Below are 18,179 nucleotides of genomic sequence, written 5' to 3'. Positions count from 1 at the left end.
GGGTGGCTTGCCCCCGCTGTTGCGATTCGCTCAGTTAAGGATGCAGAAGCTTCTTGTAACCAGTAGTCAGTCATCCAACTTGCGGGGGCAAGCCACCCTTCCCAACTGCAGCTATTCCACCACGATACCTCGCTGAGGCGAGGTGTGAATGAAAGGGATTCGTGAAATGAAGAGATTTTTTGCGCTGGCGGTCTTGTTTCTCTTACCGGCTGTCGGGTGGATTGCTGATGGGCAACAGGCCCCACCGCGCGCGCACGTCGTCATCCTCAGTACCACAGACATGCACGGACGCATTTTTCCGATCGACTACTACACGAATAAGTACGACAACGTCGGGATCGCGAAGGTGGGGACGCTGGTCAAGGACGCGCGCAAGAGTAACCCGGATCTTTTGTTGATTGATTCGGGCGACACGATTCAGGGAACGCCCCTCGCTTACCTTCATAACCGGCGCAACAACAAGCCGCCCGATCCGATGATGCTCACCATGAGCGCGCTGAAATATGACGCCATGGCCGTTGGCAATCACGAGTACAACTTCGGATTGAGAGTCCAGGAGAAGGCCCGTAGTGAAGCAAGTTTTCCGTGGCTGTCGGCCAACACCTATGACACCCGTGTCAAAGGAGATCCGTCGAATTACCACAAGCCTTACATCATCAAAGAAGTCCAGGGCGTGCGCGTTGCGATTCTCGGTCTGACGACGCCGGGGATTCCGAATTGGGAGAACGTGCCTAATTACGAAGGCCTCGAGTTTCGCGAAACTGTCAGTGAAGCGAAGAAGTGGGTGCCGCTCCTGCGCAATGAAGGAAAGGCCGATGTCGTCGTGGTCGCAATGCACATGGGTGTTGAAGAAGACTTGCGCACGGGCACGCGCAGCCCTTCGCAGATGCCTAACGAAAATGCCGCACTCGCGATTGCGCGTGAGGTGCCCGGCGTTGATGTAATCCTGATGGGTCACACGCATCGCGACGTGCCGTCGCTCCTGGTGAACAACAACGTCATCAAAACTTACATGGACATTCCGAATCAGCGCACCTCGGGCTACTTCAACGAGGGCGTCTTACTGACGCAAGCCAATCGTTGGGCGAGTCACCTGGCGCGCGTCGATTTGTATCTGGAAAAAGGCGGCGACAATCGCTGGCACGTGATGGCTAAGTCATCGCGAACGATTCCGGTTACGGAAAAGACCGAGGTCGATCCGGAGATGGCGAAACTCGGTCAGCCTTATCACGACGAAACCCAGGCGTGGCTCGGTAAGACGATTGGCGAATCAGACAAGGAACTGACGGCCCAGGGCTGCCGGGCCAGGGACACAGCCATCATCGACTTGATTCATAAAGTGCAGCTTGACGCCGGCAAAGCTGACGTTTCAATGGCCGCCTGTTTCAATACGGAAGCGCGCATCTCGAGCGGCGCCGTGACGGTCCGTGAGATTGCGAGCCTCTACGAATACGAGAACACGCTGGTGACTTTAGAGCTGACGGGGCAACAGTTGAAAGACGCGCTGGAACATTCGGCGCGGTATTTTAAAGAGTATCAGGCGGGCAAGAGCCTGACTGAACTGGTTGATACGCGCATCCCGGGATACAACTTTGACATGGCTGAGGGAGTGACCTATGACCTCGATCTTACGAAGCCGTTCGGCCAGCGCATTCAGAATCTGAAGTTCAAAGGACAACCGTTGTCGCTGACACAGAAACTGCGCGTGGTCACGAACAACTATCGCGTGAACGGCGGCGGTGGCTTCACGATGTTCAAGAACGCGCCCGTGGTTTATCGCTCGAGCGAAGAAGTGCGCGAGCTCATCATCGATTGGGTCGAACGTAACAAGCGAATTCCCACCGAACCATCAAACAACTGGCGCATTGTAGGAGCGCAATAAGAACGCCCAATTCAAGCGTGAGCCTGCGCCCGCACAGCAGCCGATGTCAACAACGGTGAAACTCTGTCGCGTCTAAGAAAAAGCGGCGGCCCTCGCTATCTTGAGGGCCGCCGGCGATCGACTTATTCCGCAGACTAAGGCTGGCCGAACCGGCTGCGGTATTCCGTCGCGAGGAGGAAGGACCGGACCATCTCGGCGCGTTGCGCACGGCGGCGCGCCACCTCTTCAATCCTCACATCCTCGCCCGGAAAGCTGAAGCTGTTCATCTTGGTGAGCCAGAAGTCGAAGCCTACATAATTGGTGTCCGGGTGATCATTTGGATTGCGCCGGAGATAGCCAATGTACTGCATCAGGACGAAGGCGGGGTTGTATTGTTTGTTGTAGACCGAGCCAGAGTCGGCCACGCTCCGGAGGGCCGCTGCGCGTCCTTCGACCCCGCCGGCGCCGAACGCCGCTATCGCTCCGTTGCGCTCGGCAGTCGTGGGTGCAACTTCAGACTGCAGGAACAGCTTGTCGACGAAAGCTTGCGCAGTCATATCGGAAGGGAAGGCCGCAAGAAACTCTGCACGCTGCACCCACGCACGGGCGAAGTTTTGCTGGTTCTCAAGGAGCTTCTGTTCCCAGTTTCCCTGGCCCACTATCACACCCTCGCCCACGGTGCGTGTATCAGCCAGGAACTCGGTCATTCGCGGCATTCCGCGCGGGCGCGCAATCGAATCAAGGAAGCTAGATTTGTAGAAACGAAAGACCAGATAACCGGTTTGCTGAAATTCTATGGAAAAGAAGAATGCCTGCGAAACGTTGGTGCGCTTATTATCAATACAGCCAGCGTTTCCGCCACACGAAGTGATCTCTGACGTCCAGAATGCCAGCCCCGGCGCGTCGGCCTCGCGGTTGAGGAAGTCAAAGTAGTGGACGAAGGTGAAGGTCTGCGCGTCGTCAATTGGGTTTTGGGCACCTGTAGTTGTGTTCTGCGACACGGCGGCGCGCAGGATGCCCAGACCGGCGTGCGCATTGCTGTAGCCGATTAAATTCATTCTGCCGTTCGGACGTACGAGGATTTGCCCGGCCACGATCGGGTTCACAGCTCCGTTGTAATTTGTCACTGAAACGCTCAGCCTGCCGCGCCCGCCGCCCGCGCCGTCCATCCCCAGGTTGCCGAAAGATTGATCGGGTGTACCGTCCGGGTTGAAGCGAACGATATTTCCGCCTGTAAGGTTGTCGACGCCGAGTATCTTGCCGTCCGGCTGAATCGCTCTGATGCTCAGGCGTCCGCCGGAATTGAAGCCGCAAGTACCTCCCACGCACCCATTGTTCTGACGGATGCCGCCCGTGCCGAAAGTCGTGTCAAGCGATAAATCGTTCAACTTAAAGCGGGCCATTGTCGGTTGGTGTTGGGAACCAGCGGCTAGATTTTTATAAGCGCCGGACACAAGAATTTTGCTCGCGTCTCTGGTGAGAAGAACCGCGCTTGCGCCCTGGTCCTGAAAGTTGAAAGTCGTCTCGCTGTCGAGATGGCGCACCGTTTCAAGCTGGCCTGCAGCAGTCCAGCGCGTTACGACGAACCGATTTCCCGGCGCTTGTGAGCCGCTGCAAGTGGACACGCTATTAAATCCGACGGCGACAATTCGCCCGTCCGGCTGTAGCAGCACACCGTGGAAACTTCTCGGCGGAAAACAATTCGCGGGACCTTCGGGCGCAGTCCATCTGGCGATCCCGTTGGTTCCGAACGTTGAGTCGAGCGAACCGTTTGGATTTAAACGAACAACGATCGCGCCGTAACCTTGTGCGACATTGAAGCTGGCCCAATTGCGCGTCTCACCAACGAGGATGATTTTGCCGTCGGGCTGAATCGCCATATCGTAATAAATACCGCTGGTGCCAAACGTCTGCCCGTTACTTACGACTCCGGTTTGGAAAATCACTTTACCCGGGTCGAGTTGCGCATTTTGGGTGGAGCCGGGCCAATTGTAAGTAAGTGTTCCGCCGCCGAACGTCGAGTCGAGTGTGCCGTTCGGGTTGTAGCGCATTACGCAGGCGTCAACTCCAAACGCCTGAGAAGTCGAAGTGGGCTCGACCATGGTGCATTGCCCGGCAAAGACGATTTTGCCGTCCGGCTGAACTTTCAAAACAGACGGGGTATCGCTTCCGGTTGCGCTGTTGAATCCGGTGTGAAAATTGGTGCGGACATATCCGCCCGTTCCGAAAGAAGTGTCCACCGCGCCCGACGCGGTAAATTTTCTCAAATAAAAATCTCCTTTCGGAGCGTTGTCAACGTGTCGCCCGCCAGCGATGATTGAGCCATCCAGCAGCAATTCGCCCGTGTGGAAATACGTTTGAAATGTGTCCGTTGCCGGAGGAACCGGAGTTTCGGGGTCAACGTAATAGCCCCGCGGAGTGGCAAAGCTGGTGTCGTAGTCACCGACCAAAGGCGATTGCGCCCAAACGGCCGGTCCGCGCGCGCTCGATGCGTAGAGCACACAGCCCGTGACCAACAGCGCAGCGATGCCGATTAGGCGGAGACGAAGACTAGTTCTTTGCCTGGTAAATTTTGCCGATTTAAGTGCTTTCATGTTTCCGGATCTCCTTATGAGGTTTGGATTCACATACACACGCGGCGCGCGGCGGAGGAAACTGACACGAGTAAAGAAATAATTTTTGAGGCAAAGACTTTCGCGTTAATATCCCGAATATCTCGGCGAACCCGGGGAGGGTTGAAGATCGGATGAGCGGCGATGCGCAACACGACGTCACGCAAATTCTGAACGACTGGAGCGGTGGCGACCAAAAAGCACAGGAGCGCCTGATGCCCTTCGTCTATGACGAGTTGCGGCGCCTGGCGCGCTCGTTCCTGGTAAAAGAGCGCGGCGATCACACCCTGCAGCCGACGGCCCTGGTCCACGAGGCTTATGTCCGTCTGGTTGACCAAACCCGCGTCAACTGGCAGAACCGCGCGCACTTCTACGGCATTGCAGCGAGAATGATGCGCCGCGTGCTTGTTGACCATGCGCGCGCCCACGCTGCCGAGAAACGCGGCGGCGGCGCGATTCGGCTTTCAATCGACGACGTGCAAGTCCCGCTCGAACAGCGCGCGGCTGATTTCGTCGCGCTCGACGAAGCGTTGGAGAAGCTGTCGCAATTCGACAAACGCAAAGGCAAGGTTGTCGAGATGCGTTTTTTCGGCGGGCTGAACGATGAGGAGATCGCCGAAGTCCTCGGCGTCACCACCCGCACCGTGCTGCGAGACTGGAAGAAAGCACGACTCTGGCTCTACCGCGAACTCTCAACGTCAGAACCGCCTGCGTCAGCGGGCGGGTAAGGGTTTAAGTCAGAAGCGGGCGGGTAATAGTCAGGTTAGGGCAAAACAATTGATAATACCGACCCGCTTCTGAAGATACCCGCCCCTGACGCAGGCGGTTCTGACCTGTGTCACTTTTCACTCACGAATCACGCGTTTGTGTGCAGTAATGCGAAGCGAGGAATGGAGCAAGATCGAAGAACTGCTGGACGCCGCGTTGGAGCTTGAATCCGACGAGCGTCAAGAGTTTCTCGACGGGTTAGACTCGCCGGATTTACGGCGCGAGGTCGAATCCCTGCTCGCCTGCGAGAAGAACACAAACGGCTTTCTCGATGCCCCGGCCCTGGCCCTTTCGGCGGATTTTTTCGACCAGGACCGGGACGAGCGGGTGGGGCAGACGGTTGGTAACTATCGCATCATTCACGAGATCGGTCGCGGCGGCATGGGCACGGTTTTCCTGGCCGAGCGTGCTGACGGCGAGTTCGAGCACAAGGTGGCGCTCAAGGTCGTTCGCCGCAGCTTCGCTGACACTGAACTCAAGCGACGCTTCCGCCGCGAGCGCCAAATACTTGCTTCGCTCAATCATCCGAACATCGCGCGCTTGATGGACGGCGGCGTTTCCGATGACGGCGAGCCCTATCTGGTGATGGAATATGTCGAAGGCGCACGCATTGACAACTACTGTCAAGAAGGCAAACTCTCAACCCGCGAAGAGCTGAGATTATTTCTCGAAGTCTGCCGCGGCGTCTCATACGCGCACCAGCACCTCGTCGTCCATCGTGACATCAAGCCTTCTAACATTCTGGTCACAAAGGACAGCGTACCGAAGCTTTTAGACTTCGGTATCGCCAAGCTGATTGACGAGGAGCAAACGGGCGAGCACACGCGCACCGAAATGCGCGCCTTCACTCTTGAATATGCCTCACCGGAACAGGTCAGTGGCGCGCCAGTCACTACGGCCTCGGATGTGTACTCCCTGGGCGTTCTGCTCCGCGACCTCTTGCACGGAACAAAGCGCTCGCCGGACAAAAAAATCGCAAGCGTCGAGTTGGAAAATATCGTCGCGATGGCGCGGCGTGAAGATCCTGCACGCCGCTACGCTTCAGCGGTCCAGTTGGCCGAAGACGTGCAGCGGTATCTGGATGGTTTGCCGGTTCGCGCTCAGAAAGACTCGTTCTCTTACCGCGCGGGAAAGTTCATAAAGCGAAATAAGATTGGCGTGGCGGCGGCGGCCATCGTATTGGCTACGCTCATCGGCGGGATCATCGCCACTGTCTGGCAGGCGAGGCGAGCCACTCATCAGGCGCGAATCGCCGCCGAGCAACGCGACCGTGCGCGCCTCGAAGCGGCCAAAGCCGCGCGCATCAACCAATTTCTGCAGTCTATTTTCGCGTCGGCCAATCCGCATTGGTATTCGTCGGGCTTCGGACAGCGCGGCGAGATCAAAGTAGTTGACGTGCTCGAGCAGGCGGGCCGAAGGATTGATGCCGAGTTGAAAAACGAGCCGGAGATTCGCGCCGAGCTGCATCACACCGTCGGGACGACTTACCTCTCACTCGGCCGGCATGAGCCGGCCCAGACGCACTTTCGCGCCGCGTTGGACGCTTATCGCGGACTCTACGGCGAGCAACACCCGGAAGTCGCGGAGGCTCTGTATTACCTGGCTGCGTCAGTGCACGCCAGCAGCGATTTCCCCGCCGCCATCGCGCTTTTTCGTCAAGCGCTCGAAATGTTCCGCGCGGTTGATCCGAACAATACCAACGTCCCTTATCTTCTGGCAGACTTTTCAAGTTCTTTGAATCGCGTGGGCGAGAGGGTGGCGGCGGAACAGGCGGCGCGTGAGGGCTTGGATTTGGCGCGGCAGAGATACGGCGACGAGCACGTACTGACCAATGGCCTGGTCGCCACGCTGGGTTTCCTTTACATGGCGCGGGGGGATCTCAGTCAGGCCGAAACTTACTTCCAGACTGCGCTCGCTAACTTGAATCGGACGCCGAACGGGAAAATGTCATCACCACAGACACTGGAGGGTCTCGGAAACCTCGCGATGTACAAGGGCGAGTTCGGGCGAGCCGAAAAGTACTTGGGCGAAGCGCTCGACATTTCCCGCCAGACCCACAATGAAACGCACCCGACGCACATTAATATCCTGCTCTGGCTCGCGGAGATTCATTACGTTCAGGGCGCATACGCGGACGCCGAACGAGAGGCCGCGTCGGCGCTCGACCTGCTGCGTCGCAGCGCCTTCCGCAAATCCCAGTACCAGTTAAGAGGGCTGATCCTGTTGAGCCTGACTCACGCCAGAACCAACCGCCCCGCACGCGCCGCCGCCTATCTGCGAGACGCGCTCGCGCTGCTTGATGACGTCCCCTACGGAGAGAAATTCGCGAGCGGGATTCTGTTAGCCGAAGCTCTCGTGTTGATGAAACGCGAGGACGAAGCCAAGACGCGGCTTACGCAAAACTATGAGTATCTCGCTCGCACCCACAGTGAACAGCACCCGGAAGCCGTCCGCGCGCGTAAATTGCTCGAGAAACTTGGCGCACCTGGAGCTTCTGCTTTTACACAGGAGAGGTAAGATGGGCCGTCAACCGCTGAAGGGTGAGCTGATCCATCGAACAACGGCCCTACGAACTTATTTTATGCGGCCGTTACGGGCCGAAGCGCTGCCGGTATTCGGTGGAGAGAAGAAAGCGTTCACCATCTCCGCCTGTATGAAGTTGCCGTTGTGGCTGTTCAGGCTCGTGAGAAAGAAAAACGAACTGAGCGATCAACACTGGCGAAATTGTAGGCGCGCAGTAACACGCGCGGACAGTTCGTCAGCTTACTGCGTAAAACGATTCCGGTATTCGGTCGAGGTGATGAAAGCCTTCACCATCTCTGCCTCGACGAAATTCCCGTTGAATGAATTCAGCTTGTTCAACCAGAACTCGTATCCCGAATAGTCGCTGTCGCGACCTTCGTTCGGATTGCGACGAAAGTATCCAAAGTACTGCATGAGCACAAAGGCCCGGTTCAACTCGGCCTGGTAGAGGTCGCGATCTTCAGCCACCTGCCGGAGCGCCTCAGCCCGGGCAGTCGTGTTGGCGGTATTGTTCGCGCCGCCGAACAACGCGACCGCAGTGGCGATTTCCGCGGGCGACAGAACGCGTCCGCCATTCTGATCTAGTTTGTCCACGAATTCCGCAGGCGTCATCGAGGTGGGAAAGGCGGCGGCGAACCGCGCACGCTGCACGAATTGCTTCACAAAGTTCTGCTTGTTGTTTTCGAGGACCGCGGGCCAGCCCGTTTCGCGCACGATAACGCCTTCAGCAATCTGCTGCGCGTCAACCGACAGCTCGTGCCAGCGCACGATGGGGACTGTCAACTGATGCGGACCACCATTCGTTGAAGATCCAGTGGCATCTCCGTAAGCAGCTTTATAAAGCCGCTCAACCAGGAAAGCGGTCTCCTGATGTTCAATGGACAGATAGAATGCCGCGGAAACGTTGACGCGCTTTACCTCTATGCACGGCTGGTTGCCGGCGCAGCCGGCGATTTCGTTGCTCCAAAAATTGAAGCCATCCGCGTCCGGCTCGCGCGCCAGGAAATCCACATATTGTTGGTGCACAAAGTAACTGGTGTCGTCGAGATTGCCGGGCGTCACGTTCACCAGCGCCACGGTTAGCTGGCTGTTCACGTTGGCGGCCAGATCGACGCGGGTGTCGCCATTAAGGTCCGCGACCACCACGGAAATGCTGCTGCTGCCCTGGACCTGATCGCCGGCGTCCTGGAAGGTACCGTCACCAACTCCCAGCATGATTTGCAGCGCCTGAGCGCTGAAGACGCCGGAGGCCACGAGATCGAGCTTTCCGTCCCCGTTCAGGTCTCCGATTTTTACATCAGGAGCCGTGTTGCGAAAGCGAAAACTGAAACTGGGTGCGCCGAACGTTCCGTCCCCGTTTCCCTTCATGATCTTCAGCAGCTCATCAACTAAAGCCAGATCAAGTTTTCCGTCTCGATCAAAATCCCCAGTGATGATTGAATACGGGCCGGTGCCGGGATCACTCGACGCACTGCTGGAACTTAAAGGCGGGTGAAAAGTGCCATCTCCTTTCCCGCGCAGCACCATGACCTTTTTCTCGCTGCGGAGTTGCGGAATCAGATCAGCGTTGCCATCGCCGTTCACATCGGCCACGGTGAGGGTGCCGGTAAGATGTACCAGCGCATAGCTCACCGGGTTCTGAAACGTACCGTTCTTGTTATTGATTAAGACGGCTACGTTATTGTTGCCGTCCAGCAGCGCCAAGTCCGGCCAACCGTCCCGATTGAAGTCGGCTGCGCGAACATTAGTCGGGTACCTGCCGATGGAATAATTCACCGCGTCCACAAACGAACCATCACCCTTGCCGGCAAACATACTGATGGTAGCGGCGTTTGGATTTGTAGTTACCAGATCAAGCTTGCCATCGCGATTAAAATCCCCCGTCGCCAGATAATACGGAGCGGCTGTTTGGTGGTACTTCATCGGTGCGCTAAAGGCGCCGGCGCCATCTCCCAACAGCATCACCACGTCGTTGTTCTGAACGTCGCCCGCAACTAAATCCATCTTGCCGTCGCCGTTGAAATCACCCGAAGTGATTACGTAAGGAGCACCCGCGGGGTAAGTGGCCGGCGAAGTGAACTTCACGGGTTGAGCCGATGCCGTTGACGCCGAAGTCGCTGTCAGACAGATCAGCAACACCAACTTAAATCTATTCATGAGTATTTCTCCTGAGGTTGCTTTGGGCTGCAACCGGTAGCGTTGCCCGGGGGCCCTAATTTACACCAAGTTGGGTTTGGATGAGGAGCGAAATCCCGCCGGATCCACGAATTTTCCTGCCCTAGTTCAAAAAGTTCAGGCCGTCGCTTTAGCGCGGTGATCGATCCGTGAAACGTTTTAACCGTTTCTGGTTGTTGATGCGAAGCGTGATACCGGGCTAAAGCCTCGGTGTGAATGAGAACGGTTAGTGCCTGGCGTCAGAAGACTTTTGAGGTAAAGCCTGTGAACAACGTAAGAAAGTTTCGCGGCGGCGCATAGATTAACCACCCGCTACCGCAGATGGCTCTGACAGCGCCGTGAGCAGCTTCTCGTGAATTCCACCGAACCCGCCATTCGACATGACCGCGATCACATCGCCTGAGCGAGCCTCTTTACGCAACTGCGCGACGATGTCATCGACTTCAGTGATGGCGTGGGATGGTTTGCCCGTCGCCGCGATGTCTTCAATCAGTCTTTCAATGTCGAGCACTCCACCCATTTCAGCCGCGCGCTGCGCATCGTAAACGCGCGAGACAATCACGTAATCAGCCGGCGCGAAGGCATCAACATAAAGGTCCTGAAAGGTGGCGTGACAGGACGTGCGCGAACGCGGTTCGAACACGGCCACCAGCCGGCGGCCGGCGTACTTCGTGCGCAGCGCCGCAAGAGTCTCGCGCACCGCCGTGGGATGGTGGGCAAAATCGTCGATGATAGTTACGCCGCTTACTTCCCCGCGCACTTCACAGCGGCGACGGACGCTTTGGAAGCTCGCGAGGGCGTCAGAGATCGATTTGCGGTCTGCGCCCCAGGCGTCAGCGGCGATGATCACCGCCAGACAATTTCTTACGTTGAACTCACCGATTATCGGCGTCTGAAACTCGGCCCACGGCGCTCCTTCACGGAGAACCCTAAAGTGTGTCATGCCGCCGGCGTAACGAATGTCGCGCGCCTGCCACTTCGCATCTTCGCAGGTGCCAAACGTTTCCAGTTGGGTGAAAAGCTTCTCACCAAAAGACCCGACGACGTCACGCACGTGCGGACTGTCCCAGCCGGCAATCAACTTTCCGTTGCCGGGGACCAGATTCATTAACCGCCGGAATGCCAGTTTCACCGCATCGAGATCTTTGTAAATGTCCGCGTGATCGAATTCGATATTGTTGACCACGGCGATTTCGGGCAGGTAGTGCATGAACTTCGGACCTTTGTCGAAGTAGGCCGTGTCGTATTCATCGCCTTCGATGATGAAGTAGTCGCTTTCGCGCACGCGAAAGCTGACGCCGAAATTCTGCACCACGCCCCCGACCAGAAACGACGGATTCAGGCCGCACTGATCGATTACCCAGGCGGCCAGACTTGTCGTAGTTGTCTTGCCATGCGTGCCGGCGATTACCAGAGACCGGCGGCCGCGAATGAACTCTTCTTTGACGACTTCAGCTTGAGATCGATAAACAAGCCGCCGGTTCAATGTCTCTTCAACTTCGGGATTGCCACGCGGGATCGCATTCCCTACGATGACGCAATCAGGTATTCCCCTCACCGCAAGCGGGGAGGGGTTAGGGGTGGGGTTAACGGAGTTGTCGACCTCTCCCCCAACCCCTCTCCGCTCGCGGAGAGGGGAGAAATACAGATGCGCCGGTTTGTAGCCACGCATGATCGGAATGCCCAGACTCTCGAGCATCGTGGACATCGGCGGATAGACGTGCTCATCGGAGCCAGTCACGTGATGGCCGCGCGCTTGCAGCATTCCCGCAAGCGAAGCCATCGCAGTTCCGCAGATGCCGATTAAGTGGTAGTGCATGCTTTAGGTAGTTAATGCTCGGCGAGATGTGACGAATTACGCCGTGACAGCAGCTGCTGAATTGGAAACCGTAGCGATGTCGTGACTAACCATGTCTTTCACAAGTGCCTCGAAATCATGTTCCGGCGCCCAGCCCAAAACGGTGCGCGCCTTCGTTGCGTCGCCAATCAACGATTCGACTTCCGCGGGGCGATAGAAGCGATCGTCCTGCACCACATAGTCGCGGTAATCAAGGCCCGCCTGCCCGAACGCTAATTCACAAAACTGCCGTACGGTGTGCGATGCGCCACTGGCAACCACAAAATCGTCAGGCGTGTCCTGCTGCAACATCAGGTACATTGCGCGCACGTAATCCTTTGCGTGTCCCCAGTCGCGCCGCGCTTCAAGGTTACCAAGACTGAGATCCTTCTGCTGGCCGGCTTTGATGCGCGCCACCGCCGCGGTGATTTTCCGGGTTACAAATTCGAATCCGCGACGCGGGCTTTCGTGATTGAACGATATGCCGCTGACGCAGAACATGTCGTAGGCTTCGCGGTAATTACGCGTGAGATCGAAACCGGCAACTTTGCTGATGCCGTACGGCGAGCGCGGATGAAACGGCGTGGTTTCTTTCTGGGGTACTTCGCGCACCTTGCCGAACATTTCTGACGAACCGGCGAAATAAAAGCGGCAGCGTGGTTGAAGCTCACGCAGCGCTGCCAGAATGTAGTGCGTGCCGTTGATGTTTGTGTTCATTGTCGAAAAACCGTCGGCAAAGCTTTCGGCAACGAACGATTGCGCGGCCAGATGGTAACACTCGTCGAATTGGTTGCGGCTGACGACGTTGAATATGCTTGGATAACTTTCCAGGCTCGCGGGGTGCAACATCACTTTGTCGAGCAAGTGTGAGATTCGCGTGAAGCGGCGCTGGGGATCTTCCATCGCCACGCGCCGAACCAAGCCGTGCACCTCGTAACCGAGGTCGAGCAGGTGCTCAGCGAGATAACTTCCGTCCTGGCCCGTTATCCCAGTAATCAAGGCTTTCATTTTAGTTTTATTAAGGAATCAGGTTCCGCTCCGCGTTTGCCGGAGGCCGGCGAGATATATGTCCAGCAATAGCTGAATCTCCTCACGAGGCCGGCTGCGACTGGTCCGCCAGATCTTATGAAAAAACATCACCAGACTGCCAGCGGCAAGGTTCCCGATGGCGTGAATTCGCGATAAGCATCGTCGTTGAAAATCCAGGCTGGATTCAGTTTGTGCGCGCAGCTTGCCAAGAGTTCCCCAGCGTTGCAGAGAAAATGGACTGCCTTGATGGACGATTTCGGCGTCAGGCTCGAACACTACCCGCCAACCGCCGCGTCTCATGCGCAGGCACCACTCATTATCCTCAGCGTACATGTGGAAACGTTCATCAAGCGAGCCCACATCGTCAATCATTTCGCGTCGCGCCAGCAGCGCCGCGCCAAAGAGCATCGGGACATCCCGCCGCCGCGCGTGATCCCAATGTCCGCCCAGCAGCAGTTCACCACGTAACCTCTTTGGCAGCAACCGCCAAAGACCCAGACCCGCAGTCAGAATCTCCCATGGCGTGGGCGGATTACGCCACACGCTGTGCTGCAAACTGCCATCCGGATTCAACAAACGCGGTCCGCAGGCGCCGATGCGCTCGTCGAGATGCAAAGTGTTTATGAGAGTGTCGATGGCGCCTTCGGTCACCTGAGTGTCCGGATTGAGCAGGAACAACATGTCGGACTTGCTCTCGGCAATGGCCTGATTGTTCGCCCGGCTGAACCCGACGTTTTCAGAATTCTCGATTAGGTGCAGTTTAGCTGGGACGTGCGCAGCCAGCCCCTCAGATTTCAGCCACTTCACGCTGTCGTCAGACGAGGCGTTATCGACAACGAAAATATCGAAAGGTACGCTGGGCGGAAACCGGGCCACGCTTTCGATACATTGGCGCAGCAATTCGCCGCCATTCCAATTAACGATAATGAAAGATAATTGGGTTGTCATTGGCCCAAAACGCTGAGGGATGTTTACGCTCCGGATGACGTGGCATCCTGATGGTCTGATTGAATCATTCCCGAGTCATGATTGTTGCAGAAAGAGCTTTTGAAGTAAATTAACCGTTCTTCGCAGCCGGCTCTCTGATTTCAATTGGCATTCAAGAGGTAAGTCGCCGTTCGTACCTGTAGCCCATGAGCTCAAAACCCGTCGAAATCCTGAAGGCAATGGCCCGAAGAATTGTTCCCGAGCCGCTCAAGCGGGGCCTTTTCAGAAGCGGCTACGCCCTGATGTCGGATCGTCAGCGCGATGAAACCCGAAGGGCCTTCCAAATCGCGTCGATTGAATCAAGCTTGCGAAACATGCGGGCGCTCGGATTCTGTCCCGCGCAAATCGTTGACGTGGGCGCATACGTTGGCGGCTGGACGAAGATGGTGAAATCAATCTTTCCCGAAGCGAAGGTGTTGATGATCGAGGCGCAAACTCTCAGGGAAAATGATCTGCGGCAAGTTTGCGCGCAATTTCAGGGCGACGTGGCGTACCGAATAAGCTTGCTGGGAGCTGAGTCCCGCGACCGCGTTCAGTTTTATGAACTTGAAACCGGCTCGTCTGTCATGTTCGAACAAAGCAGCATTCCGCGATCGACCGCCGAATATCCTATGCGGCCTTTGGATAGCGTTTCCCGGGAAGCCGGCTTTGAAAAAGTGGATTTTCTGAAGCTTGACGTCCAGGGTTATGAGCTCGAAGTTCTGAAGGGCGCACACTCCACGCTGCAAAATGCGCAAGCGGTTTTGATGGAAGTCTCGCTGATGGGAGTAAACAAGGGGGCGCCGCTGGTGAATGAGGTGCTCCAGTTCATGGCGGAGCGCAACTTTCGTGTCTATGACATCTGTTCGTTTATCAGAAGGCCTCTTGATAATGCATTGTGGCAGTCGGACCTGATTTTTTTGCGCGCTGATTCTACGCTTTTGAGCAACGAATCTTTCAACTAGAGATGGGACGAGATGGGTCGCGTTCCAGTCAGAAACCGACGCGACTGGAAAACCAAATTCCCTTGTCAGCTTGTGACGAGACTTCGAACTCGCGTGCGGCCGCCGGTCTCATCTAATTCCAGCTTGCCAAGTTCAATGTGACGGTCGTATTGGTGAAGGACGTTCGCCACGCTGCCGTCGTTATTAAGGACGCGGCCTTCATCGTCGATAGGTGTGGGGAGATCGACTGTCTTGCCCATGGTCAACACCGGAGCAGCGCCGTTGGGAAACACGTGAGCGCCGTTTAGCTTGCCCATATAGAGCAGATAGTTGTGCACGCCCTGATCCATTCCGGCCGGATGAGATTTGAGCTGCACCATCTCGTCGACCATCAGCTCAAGATAGCGCATGATCGCGTCATAACTTCCGACGGTGACTCCGGAACAGGAAACCAGTTTACCGCCAAAGGCCCGCAAGGTCTCTTCACCAAAACCGCTTCGCAACCAGTTTGAGTTGTAAGGACAGTCGGCAATCACCTGACGATCATCTTCAAGAAAACAATTGAGCTCGGCCGGTGAGTCAAAATCAAATGGGTCGCGCTGGAAGATGACGTCTCGCACATCGGCGAGCATTACCTTGTCGTACTTGCCGCGATTCTGTGAGAGAAAAAGGTAATAGAGCGGATAGCGCACGCAATAAACGTTGAAGGTTGCGGCAGCCAGCCGGCATTTGGCGAGCGCGGGATCGGGTTTTCGATCAGACAGCCAGCCGACCATGCGGGCATAAAGTCGATAAATCGGATAAACGCGATTCAAAGGGCTCTGGGAAATCTTACTGAGCAGAGTACAAAAATGTACCCGCCTGAAACCCAGATTTATGCGGCCCATCGTAAACGGAGTTAGGATCACGTCATATTGGCGCAGAGCATCCAGACTGTCTTGATCGATGTCCGAATGCATCAGGCAGATGTCGCCGTCGTATCCCGTCGAGCGGAGAGAGGCCACAAAGGGGCGGATCTGCTCGAAGCTATAATTCTTTACCAATCCCAGCACTAAATTCTTCACGGTCGTTCACTCCTTGAACTGCGTTCGTTCTCGGACAGATTGCAATGTTGGCGAGGAAGCGTGGCATGCCTGACCAATATTGCTCCAAATTCTATCGCAGGCTGGCGGCGATGTAGAGCAACGATAAGCACCCGACGCCAGGCATGTTAAAGTGATGCCACTCAAGCTGGTTGTGAAACCCGCAGGATCCCGAGCAAAAGTCATGGGAATGCGACAGTTGAACGCCTCTGATCCAATCCTGAAGCCGCAAATGGTCTCGCGCCGGCTTCCGCTGAATTTCGACGAAAACGATCGGCAACTGTTCGCACACGAACTGGAAAAAGTTATCCCAGAGACGTCTCTTCTGGAATTGCACGACGTCCGAATCAGCTCTGACGGGTTGTTGTTCAAAGACGGAAAGATTCTTAAAGAATCCTTTGCTTTCCCTTTTCTGCTTGACGAGTGGAAGAAACGCAGCAGAGTTAAGTTTATCGCCAGCAACTATCTTTTAAGAAAAACTCGAAAGCTCGATAAGACGGCCTTCTGGATCGTTGATCAGTGGAGCAGTGGTTATTTCCATTGGCTTTCGGACGCGCTCAGCCGGCTCACGCTGATTCGCGCGAATTTGCAGGATGAGATCTTACTTTTGCCTCATCACTATGCCCAATTTGATTACGTGCAAGCTTCTTTAAAGAGTTTTGACGTGCAAAACGTAGAGTTCATTGCACCTCATGAAGTAGTCAGATGCAAACGGCTCCTGCTCCCGACGCCCATCGCTCCTTCAGGACATTTTCGCGAAGAGATAATTCGCGGCGTTCGCAAGCAATTACTCGATTACTTTACTGAACCCTCCGCACTTGCCAGGAGAGTTTATATTAGTCGCGCGCACGCGCCGAAAAGACGGATCGTGAATGAAGCTGAAGTCAGCGCAGCTTTGCGCAAATTTGATTTTGAGATAATTCACGCCGAAGACTTAGGCTTCGCTGAGCAAGTAAGATTGTTTTCACAAACCCGCTATCTAGTCTCAAATCACGGGGCGGGTTTGACTAACATGCTCTTCCTGCAATCGGGAGGTAGCGTGCTGGAGCTTCGTCACAAGACCGACCGGGTTAATAATTGTTATTTCACTCTGGCTTCCGCCCTCAACCTGAAATATTTTTACCAGACGTGCGATCCCTTGCCAGATGGTGAAGACGCACACACGGCAGATCTGTTTGTTAACGTCGAACAGCTTGCGCGCAACCTTGATCAAATAATCGGTAAGTAGTCCGGCCGCCTACGCTTTCAGCTTTAGGCTTTGATTAGCGCCGCGGTCGCCTCTAACCAGATCTTTAGAGGCGCTGGCAAAGCCATTTGAGTAACGATGGTAGCGCCCCGAAGTTAGCTCTTTCAACACCACCGCGAATCTGCCCGTAAGCGTGGCCGGGAGCTCACTGCGCGCACGTAAATGCCTGCGCCGGCTTTCGAGATCGGCCAGCGTCTCTCTCGGGACCATTAAATTATCTGCCCGACCCAGTCTTTGGCTCACCACGTCGATAATTGCCGTTAGTTCGGAATAGGAATTCTGTTGGTTTGCGGCACGTTGGATAACCTCAACCAGAGGCACTCCCGTTTTTTCGTTGACGCGTCCGACCGGGGCGCCGATTTGCTGCTCGCTATGCTGGCGGTAGAGGATCAGCGGTTCATCGATGAACTCCACTTCGGCAACCGCGGCCACCATCAACGCAATCCATCCATCGTGAATCATGGGAAGACTCGTCGGGATGGGAAGGATAAGATCGCGGAACTTCGAGCGGAAAGCCATGGTTGCGCCGGTCACGCTCCACCCGGGCAACAACACATCAAGCGCGCGACCTTCCCTGATTAATTGTCTTTGCTTTTCGCTAAAGCCCACCTGGTTCCACATTCGCTGGCCGACTGGGTGCAATTTCTCGTCAACGATTTCGGCATCGCTAAAAACCAGTCCAACGTCCGGACGCTTTGCGAATTCGACTTCGAGCAAACGAAGTTTCTCAGGCTTCCACACGTCATCCTGATCGGCGAACACGATCAGTTCGCCGCTACAGAGCCCGGTGGCCTTTTCAAAATTTCTGGTCGAACCGAGATTCCGATCATTAAGGTGCAGATGGACGGGGAATGAAGAGTGACGGGCGAAGTTCTCGATGATCGTTATCGTCTCGTCGGACGAGCAATCATCGCAGATCACCAGCTCGTCAGGCGGCCGTGTTTGTGAAGCAATGCTGTCCAGTTGCGCCTGGAGGTAGCGGGCACCATTAAAAGTGCACATGGCCACCGACAACCTGTTCACAACTTGGTTCAAGAAACTTTCCCTGCTTTGTTAAGGTGATGGCCGGCCCAAATCCGGGTGAGCAACATCTCATTCCTCGAAAAAATTTATTTTCGCGCCCCTGACTAATATCC

General features: G+C 55.8%; 12 protein-coding genes. 5 read left to right on the top strand and 7 right to left on the bottom strand.

Annotated elements, in window-relative coordinates:
- The first annotated feature begins 166 nt into the window (after positions 1 to 166).
- Positions 167 to 1,882, top strand: coding sequence for a 5'-nucleotidase C-terminal domain-containing protein (locus VFX97_19655; GenBank protein HEX5705426.1), 1,716 nt, complete (start codon positions 167 to 169; stop codon positions 1,880 to 1,882).
- Positions 1,883 to 2,016: 134 nt separating this feature from the next.
- On the opposite strand, the gene VFX97_19650 is transcribed toward VFX97_19655, so the two are convergent.
- Positions 2,017 to 4,455, bottom strand: a complete 2,439-nt coding sequence (locus VFX97_19650) for a hypothetical protein (GenBank protein ID HEX5705425.1) — start codon at positions 4,453 to 4,455, stop codon at positions 2,017 to 2,019.
- A 152-nt stretch (positions 4,456 to 4,607) separates the two neighbouring features.
- Here VFX97_19650 and VFX97_19645 point away from each other — a divergent pair, with 152 nt between their 5' ends.
- Together VFX97_19645 and VFX97_19640 are read left to right on the top strand one after the other, a co-directional pair.
- Entirely contained in the window at positions 4,608 to 5,201 is a 594-nt protein-coding gene (locus VFX97_19645; GenBank protein ID HEX5705424.1) for a sigma-70 family RNA polymerase sigma factor, read from the top strand.
- Between the two features lie 148 nt (positions 5,202 to 5,349).
- Positions 5,350 to 7,758 (top strand): protein kinase, encoded by a 2,409-nt coding sequence (locus tag VFX97_19640; protein HEX5705423.1) that lies wholly within the window; start codon positions 5,350 to 5,352, stop codon positions 7,756 to 7,758.
- 246 nt (positions 7,759 to 8,004) lie between these two features.
- Here VFX97_19640 and VFX97_19635 read toward each other — a convergent pair whose 3' ends face one another.
- The 4 genes from VFX97_19635 to VFX97_19620 form a co-directional block, all read right to left on the bottom strand.
- On the bottom strand, positions 8,005 to 9,921 hold the full coding sequence (locus tag VFX97_19635) for an FG-GAP-like repeat-containing protein (protein ID HEX5705422.1): 1,917 nt from the start codon (positions 9,919 to 9,921) through the stop codon (positions 8,005 to 8,007).
- Positions 9,922 to 10,240: 319 nt separating this feature from the next.
- A complete protein-coding gene (gene murC / locus VFX97_19630; protein ID HEX5705421.1) occupies positions 10,241 to 11,758 on the bottom strand; it encodes a UDP-N-acetylmuramate--L-alanine ligase in 1,518 nt (505 codons plus the stop codon).
- 36 nt (positions 11,759 to 11,794) lie between these two features.
- On the bottom strand, positions 11,795 to 12,784 hold the full coding sequence (locus VFX97_19625; protein ID HEX5705420.1) for a GDP-mannose 4,6-dehydratase: 990 nt from the start codon (positions 12,782 to 12,784) through the stop codon (positions 11,795 to 11,797).
- Between the two features lie 18 nt (positions 12,785 to 12,802).
- Positions 12,803 to 13,753: a glycosyltransferase family 2 protein gene (locus VFX97_19620; protein HEX5705419.1), complete on the bottom strand. Its 951-nt coding sequence runs from the start codon at positions 13,751 to 13,753 to the stop codon at positions 12,803 to 12,805.
- A gap of 185 nt (positions 13,754 to 13,938) precedes the next feature.
- Here VFX97_19620 and VFX97_19615 point away from each other — a divergent pair, with 185 nt between their 5' ends.
- Positions 13,939 to 14,736, top strand: a complete 798-nt coding sequence (locus tag VFX97_19615) for an FkbM family methyltransferase (GenBank protein HEX5705418.1) — start codon at positions 13,939 to 13,941, stop codon at positions 14,734 to 14,736.
- A 65-nt stretch (positions 14,737 to 14,801) separates the two neighbouring features.
- On the opposite strand, the gene VFX97_19610 is transcribed toward VFX97_19615, so the two are convergent.
- Complete coding sequence (locus VFX97_19610; protein ID HEX5705417.1) at positions 14,802 to 15,779, bottom strand: hypothetical protein; 978 nt, start codon at positions 15,777 to 15,779, stop codon at positions 14,802 to 14,804.
- 208 nt (positions 15,780 to 15,987) lie between these two features.
- Between VFX97_19610 and VFX97_19605 the strand changes: the two genes are divergently transcribed.
- A complete protein-coding gene (locus VFX97_19605) occupies positions 15,988 to 17,025 on the top strand; it encodes a glycosyltransferase family 61 protein (GenBank protein ID HEX5705416.1) in 1,038 nt (345 codons plus the stop codon).
- Between the two features lie 9 nt (positions 17,026 to 17,034).
- On the opposite strand, the gene VFX97_19600 is transcribed toward VFX97_19605, so the two are convergent.
- Positions 17,035 to 18,078 (bottom strand): glycosyltransferase family 2 protein, encoded by a 1,044-nt coding sequence (locus VFX97_19600; protein HEX5705415.1) that lies wholly within the window; start codon positions 18,076 to 18,078, stop codon positions 17,035 to 17,037.
- Between the last annotated feature and the right edge of the window lie 101 nt (positions 18,079 to 18,179).

Source organism: Pyrinomonadaceae bacterium, assembly GCA_036277115.1.
Lineage (GTDB): Bacteria > Acidobacteriota > Blastocatellia > Pyrinomonadales > Pyrinomonadaceae > UBA11740.
The sequence above is the reverse complement of the archived record's forward strand: the minus strand, read 5'-3'. Positions and strand labels throughout refer to the sequence as shown.